Raw genomic sequence first — 17644 nt, forward strand, 5'->3', positions numbered from 1 at the left:
AAAAAAGCGAATTTCTGTGTATTGGTAAAGTTTATGCGCTTAATAAACTCAGTACTTCTTTTGTAGCCAGATTGTAGGTCGTAGCCAGTAGCAAAACTCGGTGATTTTGACTATCTAATTTTGTGGCATTATTACACTGCTTGAGTCGTTTACATATGGCGGCTAAAACTTGGCTTTGCTGAGATATAAGCTGCGCTTGCGCTTCTATTAATGCCAAAATTGCCGAGAGTTCATGCCTGGGTAACGCTGAGAAATGTGGGTTGTAGGCAAAATAGCACTCAATTGCAGTGAGTTGTTGTTGATTGCGTTGCTGTAGCGCTTGGATAAGCCCTTCATTGCTTTCAAACAGTAACAATGAACGGATGTAATTAAAAGGCGGTAGAATGTTGCTTGGGTTAGCAAATAATACATGCAGTACCGTATTGCCTTGGGCGTTTTTTTGCGAAAAACCGCCATTATGCTTTAGCGATGGCGTAAAAAAATTAAACCGGTCGCTGTCGTTAATTCCGGCTATTAAACCAGTAGGCAAAGTTTTACGCTGTGCTAGCTGTTCACATAAATCTTGATAAAACCCATAAACTTGTGGGTTTTGTTGTGCGCTTTGGTAGATGAATTTCAATTGCAGTATGTTATCTGGTTCTGTTGAATTCTCATATAGTTCATACACAGCAGCAATGTCTTGCTGTTTTATCAGTGTAATCAATGCTGATATGCAGGGTTCCACAATATATTACCTCTTAATAATAATCGCTCTATGCTATGTGAAAGCACGATAAAGAAAAAGGCTTGAACTCTAAAATTTAACGCCCATATATTTAATTCTAGTAGGGAAAGGAAGTGATATGACGTTATTTATCTGGCTATTTGTTTATGTGACTATGATCCCCCTGATTATTTATATATTCATAAGGTTGGTTAAATGGGCTAAAGGTATGCCTAAAGGGGCATACCTTTTTATCGCGTTCATGCCATTGATTTCATTGTTTCCGATACCTCCAACGGTATTTAAAAATGTTGCAAAAGCAAAGCAGGAGCAGCGAAAAAAGCAAACAGATAGTGATCAGTAATAGCAAAACTATCGCTAAACTATGCGGGTTACTCGCTTATGCGTCCTATGGGTTATGACTTACCTTCTGATATGATTAATCTATAACCCCAGATATAAAATAGGCCACATAGGAACCAGAGCATGCCTGCAATAACCGCAAAAATACTTGCTAATGCGGGTTGTAAGAGTAGCAAAGGCAATGTTGCCCCACCACGCACGATGCATAAACTGCCAATAGTAAATATAGCAAAGCGTGTTAAAGGGATATGAGGGATCAGTTTGGCAGCACTGAGGGCATACAACGCACATAACAAAAATAAACTGGAAATAAACAGCGTTGCCAATGGTGCAAAGTATGTTCCTTGTATTGCGGAGTCAATAATTATGCTCGGCGCTAATTGGGCTCGATAACATTGCTCACCCAGCACAATGCATGACATATGTGCAACTGCAGTAACGGTTGCTGTGAATGCGCAAAACAGCAGTAGAGCGCGGGCAAATATGAGGGATTTGATCTTCATTTATTGATGCCTCTTAGTAAATGTGCCTAAAAATACGATTGTGCTCGCAGAATGTAAACGGGTGTGCAACTAACCAAGCTATGTACACTTAAGTATTTTGTATTAATGAAACCAACCAATTTTTAAATATAAGGATACGCTGTATACGAGGCGATGATGGGTCATGTAAGCAGGTATAGCGTATCTCTGGTTTGGCGCGGATATCAAACGGCGCCACTAGCAGTCCTTGGTCAATAAAATGCTTAGCTTGACGGGCTGAACCTAAGCATGCGCCATGGCCGGCCATAACGGCGCTTAATGCAATATCCATATTGCTGACTTCTAGCCATTGATTATGATTGTCAGTATGCGTGAGCCCTGCGGCGGCAAACCAATTAGCCCAGTAATCGTTTTTTGTATAATTGACTAACCAGCATTTTTTAATGTTTTCAATGCTAGAAAAATCAAATTCTTGGGCCAGTTTTGGTGAGCATAATACGACCGTTTCATCACTAAATAAAGTGGTTTGTTCTAATTCAGGGTATGTTGATTGCCCATAACGAATAGCGATATCAACATGACCATGTTTGATATCTTCTACGTCTGTAGACACAATAACCCTAACAATTATGTTAGGGTGGTCGACTGAGAACTTCCACAAATTAGGCATGAGTAGCATTGAAGCAAATGACTGGGTGGTTGTAACCGTAATACAGCCAGGAATAGGCTCACTTTGAATGCTACGAATGCCATGGGTAATTGTGCCAAACCCATTATTTAATGCCATCGCAAGTTTTTCCCCCTGTGCAGTCGGTTGCATAGACTTGCCTTTTCGGAAAAATAACTTACAACCAAAGTTTTGTTCTAGTAATCGAATCTGTTGGCTAATGGCCGCTTGTGTTACGTTGAGCTCTAACGCAGCTTTACTATAGCTGTGATGACGGGCGGCAGCCTCAACGCAGCGTAGCGCAGTTAAATGAGTTAATTCACTAAACATAAGTTTTTCTTATAGTTACTGTTAAAAATGATCGTTCGCGTCTTATTTGTATTCTAGCCATACTGGTGTTTTAAACACAGAGCCTCTTAGGTGAGTAAGATGCATAAATATAGTAAGGTTATTGAAAATAATGGTATTTCATTTAGTTCTGAAATGAAAGAAGAGACATGTTGGATTGCGAAAGTGATTAAAATGATCGCTGAAAAGCTACCAAGCGAATATATGAGTAAATTAAAATAATATTATGTTACTAGGTTCGCTTTGGTGTCGTTTGGTTGTTTGCAATGAGTTTGCGCTTTATAGTCATACTCATTCCCAAAAAGGACAATGAACTATGGAAATCAACAGTGTTAAGAATAAAACGATACTGATCACTGGGGCATCAAAAGGGGTGGGCGCTGCATGTGCTCATGCATTTGCCAGCACCTATTCGCAAGGGGTCAATTTAGCGTTAGTTGCGCGTAATCTCGACCCACTTGAGCGATTGCAAGAAGAACTGCGTGAGTATACACAGTGTCGTACTGTACTGATTGTCGCCGATATGGCGAATTTGGAAGAGTGTGATTTGGCTGTGTCACAAACAATCGATGCTTTTTCGCAAGCGAGTATTGATGTTTTAGTTAACAACGCAGGGCTTCACGTACGGGGGGAGTTTATTACTCGTCGCGCGCAAGACATATCTGCCATGATTGATGTAAACCTACGGGCACCCTTATATCTTTCAGCGTTAGTGTTGCCATATATGCACCGGAATAATCAAGCGCCTTGCGCAATAGTCAATGTTGGCTCGCTGGCTGGTATGACTCCGTTACAAGGAGCGGCTACTTATAGCGCAACAAAGGCTGGATTGCGTGCTTTTTCCTATGCATTGCATGATGAACTTGCCGACCATAATATAAATGTGGCAGTGGTTTCACCTGGTCCTATTGATACTGGTTTTATCATGCAGGAGATGGATCAAGTAGAAGATATTGTGTATTCACAGCCTATGAGTAGTGCGACACAGGTAGCAGCTGCTATTGTACGGCTAAGTATGTCAAAGCAATATGAAATAGCAATGCCAAAAATGAGTGGCTTACTTGCTACACTTGGCTATTTATCGAGTCGGTTCAGGCGTTCAGTGCGGGGTACTTTGTACCGAATTGGCAAGAAAAATAAAGAAAAATATCGCCAACGATGTGATTAATCAGTGTGCTACCGCCATCTTATTAGCGAATAATATTTAACTTCGATTAATTATGTACTTTCACATTGTTTGCACTTTGTGTTGCAACAGTTGAGTCTCCGAAGTAGAGAATATGTGGGAGTCACCATGAGCAAGCAAACCTATTTGACAGGCTCAATCATCGCGTTGAGTTTATTTTTTGGTAATGCCAGTGCCACAATACAATTGTCAGACCGTAAAAAACCACCGACTAAGTCAGAGCCGAAAAAAAATACAGCACAATTAGATACACAGTTGCGTGCGTTGATATCGCAATTCGGCTTAACTGGTGATGTGGAGGGCCAAGATACCGCGCCAAACATCAGTGATCCAATACCACAATTGGGGATGCAGCTATTTTTTAGTAAAGCGCTTGGCGGTGAAAAGAGTGTTGCATGCGCGACTTGTCATCACCCCAAATTGGGAGGTGGGGATAGGTTGAGCTTATCGATAGGTGTCAATGCCATTGACGCAGACATTATAGGGCCAAGACGACAAGCCGTTAATAATGAAATTGATATACCTCGTAATTCGCCAACGATTTTTAATGTTGGTTTAGCAAAGAAAGCTTTATTTTGGGATGGCCGAGTTGAACAGGTGACGCGTGAGGAAGATGGTAATGTACGCACCTTTATCAGCACCCCAGATTCTGGGTTCGGGATAGCAGATGAAAACGCGGGGTCTACGCTTGTTGAGGCGTTATCTCGCTTTCCTGTAACATCAACACAAGAAATGCGAGGAGCTGCATTTTCCGATGCGAGTACGACAGAAGAGATTCGTAGTCATATCGCTCAGCGTATTGGCGATTATGGCTCAGAGGAAGGAGGCCTTGCAACGAATGATTGGCTTGCAGCATTTCGACTCGCATTTGACAGTGAACAAAGTGCTGAGTCATTGATCACATTTGATAGTATTGATTTCGCACTAGGTCAATATCAAGCATCATTCGTGCTGGTGGATAGTGATTGGAGTCGCTATGTTAAGGGGGATAAAAGAGCGCTTAATCCAGCGCAGAAACGGGGTGCAAAGCTATTCTTTACACAAGCCGCAGAGGGTGGAGCTGGATGTGTGAATTGCCATAGCGGAGAGCGCTTTAGCAATGACGGCTTCTTTAATTTGGCATTCCCACAATATGGCATAGGTAAAGATGTTAATGGTGCCGATTTAGGCAGAGCGTTACTTGATGCTCAACCACAAAATCAATTTGCTTTTCGCGTACCGAGCTTATTAAATGTCGGTTTAACGGCCCCGTATGGGCATGCAGGGGTGTATGACACGTTAGCACAAGTTGTATCGCATTATGTTGATCCAGCTAAGGCGATTGAAGCATTCTTTCAGCGTGGGGGGGCGTGTGGTCTCAAGCAATTCTCCTTAAATGAAAATTGTGATGTATTAAATAATCAAGCAAGAGAAAACAGCCAGTTAGCGCTCACATTATTGCAAAGCTCGCCTTTCGTTGCTGCCCCATTAGATATGGCTCAACAAAAAGACTTAGTAGCATTTTTGCACGCATTAACAGACAATTGCACAAAAGATAGTCGTTGTTTGCAAAAGTGGATCCCAAATAGACGGACGGTTGATCCTGACAATTTACGCTTAAATGTACTTAACCGCCATAAAGGATAGAGTTCTACCCAATGAAAGTGACGATACGTGTCAAATTATTATTCATGATCTTGATCGCTAATTCGGCGTTAGTGATGGCTATTTATATTGCTAACCAGCTCGCTTTTGAGAAAAGCTTTGCTCAGTATGTGCAAAGCAATGCGCGAGATAAAATGCAGCCTGTCATTGTTAAAATGGTGACAACGTATAAAGCACACAATGGATTTTCTTGGGTTAAGCATCGCTCCCCTGAAATGGGGGAGGTGATAAAGTTATATAGAACGGCGAACGGAAAAAGCGCGGAACCACCGCATCGAGGAAAAGGACCTCCGCCTCGTGGCAGCGGGCATAAAAAAGGTGCTGGACCAGAACGAGGATATAAAAAAGAGGAACAAGATGTTCGACATAGACCGCCGAAAGGCGATAAACGACCAGAGCGTCGACCCCCGCACAAGGGAGGGGCCAATCGGTTGTTATTTAAAGGCGTTGATGGTCAATTATTGTTAGGTAAAGCCGACATGGGCCCAGCGGCATTGTGGCTCCCCATGTATTTTGGGGACGACAATATAGAAACTGCTGGGCAAGGAGAATTAATCGGGTACTTAGGAATTGAAAATGGCTCGGTGGTTACTTCTCGATTCGATGCTATTTTTTCTAAACAGCAAGAGCAGCAATTTATGCATATTGCACTGTTGGCATTGTTAATAACTGTGATTTTGGCAATTCCATTTAGTAAATATTTAGTGCAGCCTATTATTCGCTTACGTCGTAATGCTCGACGCCTTGCTGGGGGGGACTATGCGCATAAGGTGCAGCTTGACCGCCAAGATGAACTCGGTTTATTAGCGCGTGATATGAATAAGTTGGCTGATACTTTGGCGAAAAACCAAACTGCTAGGCAGCAATGGATTGCGGATATCTCCCATGAGTTACGCACCCCAATTGCCGTTATTCGTGCTGAACTTGAAGGCATGATAGATGGGGTGATTGATACTGATGAAATCCAATTAAGCTCTTTGTATGAAGAAATAGAGCGCCTCACGAATCTGGTAGACGATTTACATCAACTCTCACTATCAGACCGGGGCGCGCTGACATATAATATGCTGCCTTGTACGCTAGCGGGTGTACTCAATCGCTGCATTGATAAGCGCAATACGTCGCTGAGTTTATTTGATGTGAAAATAAGGTGCAATGAGGCCCTAACGTTACATTGTGATCCACAAAGAATGAGTCAATTGTTTGATAACCTCCTACAAAACACCATACGTTACACTGATACGTCCGAAAAAGTAAAAGGGCGGCTCACGGTAAACGTTACGCAAAATGAGAAAACAACCCAAGTCGTCTGGCAAGATAGCTCCCCCAGTGTTGAACGTGATCAACTACCAATGCTATTTGACCGTCTTTATCGAGTAGATAGTGCAAGGACTCGGCAAACAGGGGGATCCGGGTTGGGGCTTGCTATCTGTACCAGTATTGTCGAAGCCCATCACGGCACAATTGAAGCCGACTTGAGTGATTTGGGTGGGCTCGCTATTATAATAGAGTTTACTCATTAAAAAATGGATAGCGACTTTTGGATAAGCCACGCATATTGATTGTAGAAGATGAACCCAAGCTTGCTGATATCCTCAGTAAGTATTTGACTAAAGCGGAATATGAAACGCATATTGTTGTTGATGGTGCTGACGCTGAGCACGCATTCAACCACTTTGACCCACATCTTATTTTATTAGATATCATGCTACCTAATGTGGATGGAATAGAGATATGTAAAATAATACGTGCTAAGTCGAATGTACCTGTAATTATGACTACGGCTAAAGTAGAAGAGATTGACCGTTTATTGGGCTTAGAGATTGGCGCCGACGACTATGTATGCAAACCATATAGCCCAAGAGAAGTTGTCGCACGAGTTAAAGCTGTACTGCGCAGAATGGCGCTTAATAGTAATGGTGAAAAGCACGATGCTGAGAAAAAACTCAAATTGGATGACAACACGTTCTTTGCATCATTTTTATCAAATAGTATTAGCTTAACGCATGTTGAATACTTACTTTTGAAGTCAATGCAGGCGCATCCGGGGCGGATATATAGCCGGGATAAACTAATGGATCACATTTACGATGATGATCGTATAGTGAGTGATAGAACCATTGATAGCCATATCAAAAAGATCCGCAAAAAACTACATGATATAGCGCCAGAGCATGAGTTTATTCATTCAATTTATGGTGCTGGTTATAAATTTGAAGCACAAGGTGTGTAGTACTCGGCGCAGTTAGTTACGCAGCACATAGCGATGTGATGAATATCAGCTATATCTATGATCATTTTCCATGGGGCGCTTTATTTGGAGTCAAGACACCATAAATACCAGCTAAAGTGGACAACGACAGTGTCGTTAATTTAAAAGTATTCAGTATTTATAGCATCTGCAAAGTGTTACGGCTTCGTATAAACTGAGCTGTGATGTGATTACTATTTCGTATTTGGTAAATAGGTGAATGAGCAAGCATTCGTTTTACTTGCTCAACTATATGACTCTGCTTCTCTTAATTGAAAACTAAATTCAGTGCCTACACCCACCTTGCTTTGTACTCGGATCTCGGTTTTTAGTAATTGAATTAGACGTTCTGTAATAGCCAAACCGAGTCCAGCGTGTGATTTCTTACACCCTTTGGCATTACTTGCTCGGTAGCGCGCCTCAAAAATATAGGGTAACTCTTTTGCGGAAATACCGACTCCCGTATCTTTTACTGACAAGGTGAGGTTTTCTCCATGCTGATTTATCGCTATTTCTATCGCGCCATGTTCTTGCGTGTGACGTAATGCATTTTCAATGAGGTTCGTGAGCACCCGTTCCAATTTCCCAATATCCGAGTAGGCTTTTATATCACAAACAGCTGGTGATATGGTTAAAGAGATCCCCATTTTCTCAGCTCGAATTGCAAACTTGGCCATCACGTCATATAACAGTTCGCCCAAGTTGAATACTTCAAACTGCACATTCGCGTGACCTGATTCTAAATGGGCCAGTTCAAAAATTTGGTCAATGAGAGATTTCAGTTGTTCGCAATTTTTGAGCGCGATATCAAGATGTAATTTTTGCTGCTCTGGTTCATGTTTCTTGAGCGAAATAATTTCTAAGTATCCTTGTAGTGACGCAAGAGGAGTACGTAAATCATGTGACAAATGCGCTAGCAATTGGCGACGTTGGTCGTCAAGTTCAGCAAGTTGCTTTACTTGTGTATCAATGGTTTTTACCATGTTATTGACGCTTTCACCAAGTTGATGTACTTCGTTACTATGTGCTTTATTCCAATCTAATAACGTAATTTTAGTGATATCAAATTGTGCATGCTCGAGTTGTTGTATATGTTCTGTCAGTGCTGCAACAGGCCGCGTTAAATATTTGAAGAGTAACAGCAGGGCGGTTAATAAAAACCCGAGGGCTAAACCCAACCAACTTAAACCAATAACGAGTTGGTCATTACTTTTTATGTTACTGACAATCGAGTCATAAAGTTTGGAGCCAATTATGACATATAAATAGCCTTGTAGAGTCTCACCGTTGTACACAGGAGCAACAGAAAATATTTTTTCTCCGGATAAATTGCGAGGATCATCGCCATACACGGGTAATTGTTCTGGACGTTCTATCAATTGTACTAAGGGTACAAGGTCAATGTGTTGACGTTTAACTTCCCCAGGTTTTGCTGAATAAGTTAAGAGTTTGCCACTTGGGTCAACAAAATAAAACTCAAATGACGGCCCGAGGATCATTAAAGTATGAAATAAATTCTCAAGGGCTTTGTAGTCATATACCCCTTGTTGAAGTAAAGGGTTATCTCCAACGAGATGCTCCGCTAAACCCATATGTAACTGTTGCTCAGCTTGAGCGCGAGATACTTGTGATAATGCTTGGGTCCACCAAATAAACAACGAAGCGATTAAAATGAAAATACCAGCCAATGACATGGCGAGCTTGTGGTATAAAGACAGTTTCATGACTTATGCCTGTGTTAGTTGCTTCGCGTTAAGCTTGTAGCCTACGCCCCAGACGGTTTCAATGACTCCTTCACCGCCGTATTTTTCGAGCTTACTGCGTAATCGGTTAATATGAGAATTAACCGTATGCTCATAACCAGAGTGTTGATAGCCCCAGACCGATTCAAGCAATTGTGTTCGAGAAAAAACTTGATTTGGGTGAGCAGCGAAAAAGTGTAATAACTCAAATTCGGTTGCAGTTAGATCAAGTGCCTGTTCACTTAAACTTGCTTCATGACAAATTGTATCGATACCCAGTAGACCGAGTTGCAAACGTGCTTGCTCCGGTTGGGTGCTTTGCTGCTCTTTTGCCTGTAATAGCCGAACATGGCGCAGCTGCGCTTTTACTCGGGCTTGGAATTCTCGGTAACTAAATGGTTTACAAATATAATCATCAGCACCCATTTCTAGCCCAATAATTCTATCCATTTCACTGCTTTTTGACGTTAATAAAACAACGCTAATGTGTGGACTCGATGTTTTGATCTCCCGACACAGTGTTAATCCATCAACTCCTGGGAGCATGATATCTAACAATACAATAGCGTAGTTTTCTTGTTGCAGCTTATCCATGGCGCTTTCCCCATCAAACACATGGTCGACGTCCAACGATAATTCAGTTAAATGAACTTGTAGAAGACGCGCAATGTCTTGGTCGTCTTCTACAATCAATACCTGTTGTTGCATAATGTGGCCTTATTACCGCCCACACTCTGCGCATAGGCGTTATTTAACTCTTGTTATAGTGACGGCCATGAGTGGGTTGTCAAATTTATGGGCAGAAGTCAGTACGGAAGAGCTTAGTCCGTCATCATTGCCAACAACACCGGGATGCATAGCCACTTTATCAATGTCATCACGTTCTGCGTTAAAACCTTCACCACCATCGGCAGGACCAGGCATTGAGCCACTTTGTTCAGAATTAGCTTCTGTCCCAGAGTCATAAGCTCGAGTGGTCATTTTAGCGTAGTCGCCAACAGCCATTTGTGACACATCAATGCTATTAAGACCGGTAAAGCCATCATTTGTATTCACCATCATCGTAACTAATGAGAGTTTTTGGTCAGTTAAGCTGGTCGTTGTCAGCATTAACTCAGCCGTTTTACCTGGCCCTAAAGGTGCAGCGCCAGAGACTGAGCTATTGACGACAGATAGTCCGAGTAGCCCAGAGTTATCACCTCCCTCAGCTAGAGATTCAAGTTCTGCACTGGCCATTTCGCCAATCGTCCAAAATTGGCCACTGGTATGCAGTGCCGCACCAAGAGGCGATAAAGGCTGACCATGAGTTAAATTTATGGCAGTTACTTTAAACTCATATTGAGTTGGCTCTGGTGCAGGCTCTGGTGCCGGTGCCGGAGGTGTAACCGATGTCGTGTTATTATCACTACCACAGGCTGCTAATAGCAAACAAGCAAGTGAAATTATTGGGGTGAACTTATTCATAATATGCCCCTTACTTAACTGTTACTGTCACTTTAGCAACAGGGTTTAACCAACGATGTACGGTGTTATGTAAATCACTTTTACCACCAACAGCTTCATCATCACCTACATTACCTCGGTGAATGTGAATCATAGAGTTGCCTTCTACATCAGTCACACCAGCGCCTTGTGTACCAGGTGCGACACCAGGAGAAGCTGGGATCCCAGGTGTGCCAGGTGCGCCAGAGCCTTCAACAACTAATTCATTGTTTGCTTCTGTGCCAGCGTCATAAGCATTCAAATAGATATGGTACGTGCCAGCTTCTGTTGGAATTTTCCATCCATCTAACCCGATGAAGCCATCATTGGTTGGCAGCATCATCGCGACAATCGACAGCGTGGTATTATTTTCTGCTGTTGTTAAGCTACCCATTGCTGAGCTAGCTGGCGCGAGCAACCCTCCAGCTGGGTTTGCGAGTTTGTCGGCATTAATACTGTCAAGTGTTGTAGATAACGCTTCAATACTGCCACCTTCAGCCATGGCTTGTAGGCCTTCGGAAGCGGCTTGACCTGTTTGGAATAAATGTGCATCACTGGTGTGGGCACCAATTAGTATGGGGGTGAAGTAAATGCCTTGCGTCAGGTTTGTGATTTTCACATCTACAGCAGCAGCTTGGGCTGCTGACATTGCTAATAAACTGCTAGTGCAAACAAGTGATAGTAATTTAGCCTTCATGATATTCTCTTTCTTGGTTGTTATGACAGGATTAAGGATGCAGGTTAAATGTCTCGTTGGTTTCACTAAAACATCACGTTTTTATCACAATATTAGTGCGAGTTATTCACACTTGTTTTAATTGTTGTTTTTAAAAGAAAAAACCGCACAAGAGTACGGTTTTAAGTCGATTGATTCGATCGTAAAACTTTATTGCCAATAGCCTAATGCCATTTCTGTTGTAAATCCGGGGCCAAATGCGGCTAACACTCCTTGCTCCATACTAGTCCGTTGTGAGAATTGTCGAGCGAGTACATCGATAACAGCCACGCTGGATGTATTCCCGGTATCGCGTAAGCAAGCTCTGGAATAATCGAGTGCGTCATCAGACAGAGTTAAGCAACGTGTCACTTCGTCTTGAATTCGACGACCTCCAGTATGGAAAATGTAAAAGTCTAGCTCGCTCGCTCGTTTATTTGCATGCTCTGTTATAAAAGTTTCAATATGTGGCGCTGCCTTGGAGATTGAGTACATGACGTCTTTATCGAGGGAGAATTTGAAACCAGAGTCAGTTAACGTGTATTGAATATACGCTTCGGTGTCAGGCATAAAGTGGCTCTGCGTATGGGTAATATGAAAGCCATTGCAGTCATTGTCAGCACGCATAACCACGCTTGCCACACCATCGCCAAAAAGCGAGTCGGTGATAAAGTCTTGTAACCGATTGGCACTGCGATGAAAACACAATGATGATGTTTCTAATGACACAATAAGCACGTTATTGCGTTTAGAGGCTTTGCAGTGCTCTGCCGCGCGATTAACAGCAGATGCGCCCGCTACACAGCCTAGCTGTGCTATTGGGAGTTGTATGGTATTGGCTGGCAAACCTAAATCATTGATTAAACAAGCTGTGAGCGAAGGCATCATAAACCCAGTACAGGAGGTAACGATAACCATGGTTACGTCCTTGGGCTTAAGTAGCGCTTGTTGCAGTGCTTTAGAGGCCGCATCATACGCCATAGTACGGGCAACTTTTTGGTAAATAGCGCCACGTTCACCAAAATCTTGTAGAGACAAAATTTGCTCTAGCGGCAGTATCATATGTCGTTTTTGAATTGCGGAGTTTTCAATCATTTTGAACGCTTGATGCTTATGCGGTGCATCTTGATGCAATTCATCTAAAAACGATAACATATCGCTATTTGTGACAATGTTTTCTGGGTGTAATATTGCAGGTCGAGCAAGTGTTGGCATGGTGTTTTCCTTAATCAAATAGGGGAGAGGTAAGCGCTATGTTTACGCGACCTCCTTGGTCTGACTAAGATTGAGATATTTTTAATATGAATTCATAACGAAATTATAACAAGTTAATAACAAATTGAGTGTGTATTCATTTACCTAATTTTGCTAGGGAAACAAAAAATAGTTTATATCTCAATTAGTAGTGCGCCATATGTCGATTAAGGGGGGGCTACAAAAGTGCTGTATTGCTCAAGCATATGATGTAAAAAATTAACATCATATTGAAATATTGAAGTCGTTTTACTCGTTTGAGCAATTGCTGATTGTGTTCAGATAACTTTTGGGTGTGCTGGTGATTGTTTTCTAATTTACGCGTATGCAAATCATATTGATATTGTAGTTGTTTATAAGAAAGGGTGTAACTATGTAAGGTGTTTGTTTGCGCAATCAAATTACGTTCGGCATTTTGCAGTGTCAATTGTTGTTGTTCAATATGAGATTTAGATAGGGCTCTTTGTCTAATTAAACGAATAGACAGCGTTTGCAACCGACTTACATGGCGAGCAACCCGTTTGTTGGCCGATGAAAGGGCTGTTATTTTGATACTCGATGATATTTTTAGTCGTTGAAGCTTGTTAGAAAATCGACGACAGAGTGATTTATATTTTCTAAGTCGTCGCCTTAACTGGTGGTTTTCTCTACGTAGTTCGTTTAATTGTGTGTCATTTTTGAATATCCCGCGTGTGATAACGGCCATGATCCGTTTTTTTGTGCTTGTTTCTTCAGGATGCAAAATGGGCAAAGGGGTAACATTCATATTCGGCTTCATAGTCCTATCCTTTAAACTTGACGAGTAGTAGTGATGTAAAATAGCTTCTTGACCTAAAGCTATAGTGCTATTGTAAATTGGTTACCTGAAATAACGCTTAATAGGTACCAATGAAAGATGGCTTTTTTTCGGATGCATTATTGATGCTGATATAGGATTGACAGAGCTCTAAGCAGGTGATGTCTGTCACTGGGTTTTGACTGCTATTTGCGCGAATTAATACAATGTCGACAATTGGCAACGCTGGGAGTGATTGGCAGTCGAGCGGGGTTAAGTCGCCAATGCTCAGCTTTGCCATAGCACCAATTGCCACTCCACTTCTGACGATACCGCGTTGTGCGCTTGCACTGCCGCTGCAAGCAATGATTTTAAATGCACGATTTTGTTTATGTAACCCGTCTGTAGCTGCTTGGTGAAAGCGACAATCCCGCTGAAATATCGCAATAGGCAAAGGCTCAATGCGGTGCGCATTAAAGAGAGGGTTGTATGTCCATACCCCTTGCGATGATTCAAGCGTGTATCCTTCTTCGGTGTCAGAAGAGCGCGTAATGATGCCTAAATCTAGATGTCCGCTATCAATCATGATCTTTACGCGATTGCTTGGAGTACATGTGATTTGTAGGTCTAAATTTGGCCAGCATTTGTGTAGTAATTTTATCAGTTTAGGGAGTACTGATTCAGCATAGTCATCCGGACAGCCTAAGCGTAATAAGGTACTTGGTTGAGCTGCATTCATTTGTTTTACTGTTTCATCATGTAATTGCACAAGTTGTTTAGCGTAACGTGCGAATACTTGCCCATCATGAGATAAGTTGAGTAGTCGGCCTTGTTTTTGGAAAAGCTTTTTATTTAGATCTTGTTCTAGCTTTTTCATTTGCATGCTAATTGCTGATTGAGTTCTATGAACTTGTTTTGCGGCACGAGTGAAGCTGCCAGTTTCAACAAACGCCAGAAAGCTTCTTAAAGCATCAATATCCATTTATAAACCTTAATCTATTCGATATCTTGATAGGTTATATCAAAATTATCCGTTAGTCAGTAGGGTAAATAATCGCTAACGTATTTGCTAATTAATCCAACAGGTATTGTATATGCAGTTATTTATAGGGAATAAAAATTATTCGTCTTGGTCACTAAGAGCATGGTTGATGCTGGCAAAGTCGGGTATTGACTTTAATGAAGTACAACTGGTTTTAGATACGCCAGAGTTTTATCAGCGACTGGAAAGTGTGACCCCCACCTTGAAAGTTCCCACTTTGGTTGATGACAGTATGGTGGTTTGGGATTCCTTGGCTATTTGTGAATATATCAATGATGCTTATTCATTAGGGAAATATTGGCCAACAAATACGGCGCAGCGAGCAAAAGCTCGAGCTATTGCATGTGAAATGCACTCAGGCTTCAATGGTGTTCGCAATGAAATGCCAATGAATATAAGAGCAAAACGCAGTGTAGTATTGAGTGAGCAAGCGAAGCAAGACATTGCACGTATCGAACAGATCTGGAGTGAACAGTACAATGAGTATGCTGCACAGGGGGGATGGTTATTTGGGCAGTGGTCTATCGCAGATGCAATGTTTGCCCCAGTGGTATTGCGTTTTAAGACTTATGGGATAACGGTAAATAGTGCCGCGACAAATTACATGGAGCAGGTTTTAAATTGCCCTGTATTACAGCGCTGGGTTGAGGAAGCATTAATGGAAACTGACATTGTGGCAATTGATGAAGCAGGTGAAGAGCGAGAGTAGGCAGATGAAAACACTGGGACTAATAGGGGGGATGAGTTGGGAGTCAACAGCGAGTTATTATCGATTGATCAATCAAGGAATAAAGTCAAAGTTAGGTGGGCTACATAGTGGAAAAATTATTTTAAATAGCGTTGATTTTGCGCAAATTGAAGCATTTCAACAATCAGGAGATTGGCAAAAAAGTGCGGAGGTATTACAAAGTTCAGCTCTGAGTTTAGAGGCCGCTGGCGCGCAGTGTATTATGATTTGCACTAACACAATGCATAAAGTGGCGGATGAAGTAGCCAGTGTTGTAGCCTTACCCCTATTACATATTGCCGACGCTACGGCGAAAGTGATTTTCAAGCAAAAGCTGAATAAAGTGGCTTTGTTAGGTACGCGTTTTACTATGGCAGATACTTTCTATATAGAGCGACTAGAGCAGCATGGCATTGAAGTATTGGTGCCCAGTGAGCAAGATCAAATAGTCATTCACGACATTATATATCAACAGTTATGTGTAGGAGACATTCGGCCTCATTCAAAACAACTGTATTTATCGGTTATTGCTCACCTCGAGGCGAGAGGCGCACAAGGTGTGGTGTTAGGGTGTACAGAAATAGGGTTATTGATCCAGCAAGAAGATACTAATATTCCTCTTTTTGATACGGCTGAAATTCATGCTAATGCGGCTGTGGAGTTCGCATTGTCTGATTGATCATTGTTTGGTTTTTTTAATATTATCTTTTAAGTGGTTTAATTTACTTGATACCGGTGAGCGCGACGCTGTTATCAACACTCGTATTACAAAGTACACATAGGTTATGTAGAGGTGTTTGGGATATTGGTGACGTCGGTCGCTGTTTTTATGATGGATAGACCTCAGTTCTCAACGAGCTTAGTTATAAAAAACAACGTAATACCTTAATAAAGAATTAGTAAGTATTGAATTAGGCAAGCTGACTTCATCTTCAGGGAGACTGGGGTAGTAATTAACTTTTGAACTCAGCTTGGCCATCTCCTGTTAGCAGCAAGAGCAGAGTCAGTAAAATAGAAAACCAAATAATTGATTTAGCATGGTGTTTACGTATTATTGGAGTATTAAGGGCTGTTAGATACAAATATAAGTATGTCATCGAATTTACATATCCAAGCGATTGTGCAAAGCATTAAAGCAGAAGAACAGTCGCTAAGAAGTCAGTTTCCTATATTGGCTTATCAAAACATGCTGGGCTTATCATTACTTATGTTTGCAGTGTTGGCCATGTTGCTCGTTGCCGGGCTCTATGCAGTATCTTATATTCCAGCTTGGCTTTGTATTGTTTTGATCGCCTTCATTACGTCTATTTCTCATGAAATTGAACATGATTTGATCCATAAGCTTTACTTTAAGCGCAATCCTGTTGTACATAATTTAATGATGTTAATTGTATGGTTGATGCGGCCAAATACGATTAATCCATGGTATCGGCGAAAAATACATTTGCATCATCACAAAGTATCAGGAACTAACCAAGATCTCGAAGAGCGTTTGGTTGGTAATGGTATAAAAAACCCAGCTTTGAGAGTTGTCTCAATTGTTGATGGTTTATTGGGATTGATTATTTCTCATAGAGCGTTTAAACGGGAAATCACAGGGTTCAGGTTTTTAAGTATATTTAATGCAGGATTTCCAATCGCAACGGTATATTTTGGTATTTTATACGGGTTTATCATTTTTCACAGCATAGATGGGTTTCTTTACGACACAGCGACACATCCAACTTGGTTAATTGATGTTATGAAGTGGGTAGACTTTTTAATGGTTGTGTTAATTGCACCGAATATAATTCGTTCCTCTAGCTTAAACCTGGTTACGTCTTCAATGCATTATTATGGTGGTGTGGGTAACCTTATGCAACAAACTCAGGTGCTCAATCATTGGGTGTTTTTCCCGTTCCAGTTATTCTGTTTTAACTTTGGAAATACGCATACAATTCACCATTTCTTACCAAATCAGCCATTTTATATTCGACAAATGATCAGCGGTCGAATACTACCAGTCATGAAACACCATGGTGTACGTTTTAACGATATTAAGAGTATAAAGCAGGCTAATTTTTACAGTGCATCAGGATTACAGTCAGATAAAGAGATGTAGCGTATTGATGAGGTAATATAGCTTAGATGCTTTTAATATGAGGCTTAACGCTTTTTACACTATACTCTAGTCGAATATAGCTAAAGCTATTTTGGTCCAACTACATTTTTTCTACACATATTTATAGTGTAATCTGAACAGGGTAAATGTCATAGGGTGGGT

At 41.4% G+C, this 17644-nt stretch carries 19 protein-coding genes; 9 read left to right on the top strand and 10 right to left on the bottom strand.

The window, feature by feature from the left end:
• Positions 1 to 31 precede the first annotated feature (31 nt).
• Positions 32 to 724 carry a hypothetical protein gene (locus tag J8L98_RS16440; protein WP_210997323.1) on the bottom strand — a complete coding sequence of 231 codons (693 nt, stop codon included), beginning with the start codon at positions 722 to 724 and terminating at the stop codon, positions 32 to 34.
• Between the two features lie 118 nt (positions 725 to 842).
• Between J8L98_RS16440 and J8L98_RS16445 the strand changes: the two genes are divergently transcribed.
• Entirely contained in the window at positions 843 to 1067 is a 225-nt protein-coding gene (locus J8L98_RS16445; RefSeq protein WP_192508601.1) for a hypothetical protein, read from the top strand.
• A 52-nt stretch (positions 1068 to 1119) separates the two neighbouring features.
• Here J8L98_RS16445 and J8L98_RS16450 read toward each other — a convergent pair whose 3' ends face one another.
• Together J8L98_RS16450 and J8L98_RS16455 are read right to left on the bottom strand one after the other, a co-directional pair.
• Positions 1120 to 1569 (bottom strand): hypothetical protein, encoded by a 450-nt coding sequence (locus tag J8L98_RS16450; protein ID WP_210997324.1) that lies wholly within the window; start codon positions 1567 to 1569, stop codon positions 1120 to 1122.
• 88 nt (positions 1570 to 1657) lie between these two features.
• Positions 1658 to 2545, bottom strand: a complete 888-nt coding sequence (locus J8L98_RS16455) for a LysR substrate-binding domain-containing protein (RefSeq protein ID WP_210997325.1) — start codon at positions 2543 to 2545, stop codon at positions 1658 to 1660.
• Positions 2546 to 2644: 99 nt separating this feature from the next.
• On the opposite strand from J8L98_RS16455, the gene J8L98_RS16460 reads away from it, so the two are divergent.
• From J8L98_RS16460 to J8L98_RS16480, 5 genes are all read left to right on the top strand, one after another.
• Entirely contained in the window at positions 2645 to 2785 is a 141-nt protein-coding gene (locus J8L98_RS16460) for a hypothetical protein (protein WP_210997326.1), read from the top strand.
• 94 nt (positions 2786 to 2879) lie between these two features.
• On the top strand, positions 2880 to 3731 hold the full coding sequence (locus J8L98_RS16465) for an SDR family NAD(P)-dependent oxidoreductase (protein WP_210997327.1): 852 nt from the start codon (positions 2880 to 2882) through the stop codon (positions 3729 to 3731).
• A 126-nt stretch (positions 3732 to 3857) separates the two neighbouring features.
• Positions 3858 to 5375, top strand: a complete 1518-nt coding sequence (locus tag J8L98_RS16470; RefSeq protein WP_210997328.1) for a cytochrome c peroxidase — start codon at positions 3858 to 3860, stop codon at positions 5373 to 5375.
• An 11-nt stretch (positions 5376 to 5386) separates the two neighbouring features.
• Positions 5387 to 6916 (top strand): ATP-binding protein, encoded by a 1530-nt coding sequence (locus tag J8L98_RS16475; RefSeq protein ID WP_210997329.1) that lies wholly within the window; start codon positions 5387 to 5389, stop codon positions 6914 to 6916.
• Between the two features lie 17 nt (positions 6917 to 6933).
• Complete coding sequence (locus J8L98_RS16480) at positions 6934 to 7626, top strand: response regulator (RefSeq protein ID WP_192508130.1); 693 nt, start codon at positions 6934 to 6936, stop codon at positions 7624 to 7626.
• Positions 7627 to 7889: 263 nt separating this feature from the next.
• Here J8L98_RS16480 and J8L98_RS16485 read toward each other — a convergent pair whose 3' ends face one another.
• The 7 genes from J8L98_RS16485 to J8L98_RS16515 all read right to left on the bottom strand — a co-directional run bounded on the left by J8L98_RS16485 (position 7890) and on the right by J8L98_RS16515 (position 14594).
• Complete coding sequence (locus tag J8L98_RS16485; protein WP_192508129.1) at positions 7890 to 9368, bottom strand: HAMP domain-containing sensor histidine kinase; 1479 nt, start codon at positions 9366 to 9368, stop codon at positions 7890 to 7892.
• Between the two features lie 3 nt (positions 9369 to 9371).
• Positions 9372 to 10094, bottom strand: coding sequence for a response regulator transcription factor (locus J8L98_RS16490; RefSeq protein ID WP_210997330.1), 723 nt, complete (start codon positions 10092 to 10094; stop codon positions 9372 to 9374).
• Positions 10095 to 10133: 39 nt separating this feature from the next.
• Entirely contained in the window at positions 10134 to 10850 is a 717-nt protein-coding gene (locus J8L98_RS16495) for a spondin domain-containing protein (protein WP_192508127.1), read from the bottom strand.
• 10 nt (positions 10851 to 10860) lie between these two features.
• Positions 10861 to 11565, bottom strand: coding sequence for a spondin domain-containing protein (locus J8L98_RS16500; RefSeq protein ID WP_192508126.1), 705 nt, complete (start codon positions 11563 to 11565; stop codon positions 10861 to 10863).
• 189 nt (positions 11566 to 11754) lie between these two features.
• Positions 11755 to 12798 (bottom strand): type III polyketide synthase, encoded by a 1044-nt coding sequence (locus J8L98_RS16505; protein WP_192508125.1) that lies wholly within the window; start codon positions 12796 to 12798, stop codon positions 11755 to 11757.
• Positions 12799 to 13015: 217 nt separating this feature from the next.
• Positions 13016 to 13615, bottom strand: coding sequence for a hypothetical protein (locus J8L98_RS16510; protein ID WP_210997331.1), 600 nt, complete (start codon positions 13613 to 13615; stop codon positions 13016 to 13018).
• Between the two features lie 97 nt (positions 13616 to 13712).
• A complete protein-coding gene (locus tag J8L98_RS16515) occupies positions 13713 to 14594 on the bottom strand; it encodes a LysR family transcriptional regulator (RefSeq protein ID WP_192508123.1) in 882 nt (293 codons plus the stop codon).
• 112 nt (positions 14595 to 14706) lie between these two features.
• Between J8L98_RS16515 and J8L98_RS16520 the strand changes: the two genes are divergently transcribed.
• The 3 genes from J8L98_RS16520 (at position 14707) to J8L98_RS16530 (ending at position 17482) form a co-directional block, all read left to right on the top strand.
• Positions 14707 to 15363 (top strand): glutathione S-transferase family protein, encoded by a 657-nt coding sequence (locus J8L98_RS16520; protein ID WP_210997332.1) that lies wholly within the window; start codon positions 14707 to 14709, stop codon positions 15361 to 15363.
• A 4-nt stretch (positions 15364 to 15367) separates the two neighbouring features.
• Positions 15368 to 16060: an aspartate/glutamate racemase family protein gene (locus tag J8L98_RS16525; RefSeq protein WP_210997333.1), complete on the top strand. Its 693-nt coding sequence runs from the start codon at positions 15368 to 15370 to the stop codon at positions 16058 to 16060.
• Between the two features lie 411 nt (positions 16061 to 16471).
• Complete coding sequence (locus J8L98_RS16530; protein ID WP_210997334.1) at positions 16472 to 17482, top strand: fatty acid desaturase; 1011 nt, start codon at positions 16472 to 16474, stop codon at positions 17480 to 17482.
• Positions 17483 to 17644 lie beyond the last annotated feature (162 nt).

The organism is Pseudoalteromonas sp. MMG013, assembly GCF_018100885.1.
Lineage (GTDB): Bacteria > Pseudomonadota > Gammaproteobacteria > Enterobacterales > Alteromonadaceae > Pseudoalteromonas > Pseudoalteromonas aurantia.

Bases quoted from the DNA above. Each gene is read 5' to 3' on its own strand.
- J8L98_RS16445 (WP_192508601.1), top strand. From the start codon at position 843: ATGACGTTATTTATCTGGCTATTTGTTTATGTGACTATGATCCCCCTG.
- J8L98_RS16450 (WP_210997324.1), bottom strand. From the start codon at position 1,569: ATGAAGATCAAATCCCTCATATTTGCCCGCGCTCTACTGCTGTTTTGC.
- J8L98_RS16455 (WP_210997325.1), bottom strand. From the start codon at position 2,545: ATGTTTAGTGAATTAACTCATTTAACTGCGCTACGCTGCGTTGAGGCT.
- J8L98_RS16460 (WP_210997326.1), top strand. From the start codon at position 2,645: ATGCATAAATATAGTAAGGTTATTGAAAATAATGGTATTTCATTTAGT.
- J8L98_RS16465 (WP_210997327.1), top strand. From the start codon at position 2,880: ATGGAAATCAACAGTGTTAAGAATAAAACGATACTGATCACTGGGGCA.
- J8L98_RS16470 (WP_210997328.1), top strand. From the start codon at position 3,858: ATGAGCAAGCAAACCTATTTGACAGGCTCAATCATCGCGTTGAGTTTA.
- J8L98_RS16475 (WP_210997329.1), top strand. From the start codon at position 5,387: ATGAAAGTGACGATACGTGTCAAATTATTATTCATGATCTTGATCGCT.
- J8L98_RS16485 (WP_192508129.1), bottom strand. From the start codon at position 9,368: ATGAAACTGTCTTTATACCACAAGCTCGCCATGTCATTGGCTGGTATT.
- J8L98_RS16490 (WP_210997330.1), bottom strand. From the start codon at position 10,094: ATGCAACAACAGGTATTGATTGTAGAAGACGACCAAGACATTGCGCGT.
- J8L98_RS16495 (WP_192508127.1), bottom strand. From the start codon at position 10,850: ATGAATAAGTTCACCCCAATAATTTCACTTGCTTGTTTGCTATTAGCA.
- J8L98_RS16500 (WP_192508126.1), bottom strand. From the start codon at position 11,565: ATGAAGGCTAAATTACTATCACTTGTTTGCACTAGCAGTTTATTAGCA.
- J8L98_RS16505 (WP_192508125.1), bottom strand. From the start codon at position 12,798: ATGCCAACACTTGCTCGACCTGCAATATTACACCCAGAAAACATTGTC.
- J8L98_RS16510 (WP_210997331.1), bottom strand. From the start codon at position 13,615: ATGAAGCCGAATATGAATGTTACCCCTTTGCCCATTTTGCATCCTGAA.
- J8L98_RS16515 (WP_192508123.1), bottom strand. From the start codon at position 14,594: ATGGATATTGATGCTTTAAGAAGCTTTCTGGCGTTTGTTGAAACTGGC.
- J8L98_RS16520 (WP_210997332.1), top strand. From the start codon at position 14,707: ATGCAGTTATTTATAGGGAATAAAAATTATTCGTCTTGGTCACTAAGA.
- J8L98_RS16525 (WP_210997333.1), top strand. From the start codon at position 15,368: ATGAAAACACTGGGACTAATAGGGGGGATGAGTTGGGAGTCAACAGCG.
- J8L98_RS16530 (WP_210997334.1), top strand. From the start codon at position 16,472: ATGTCATCGAATTTACATATCCAAGCGATTGTGCAAAGCATTAAAGCA.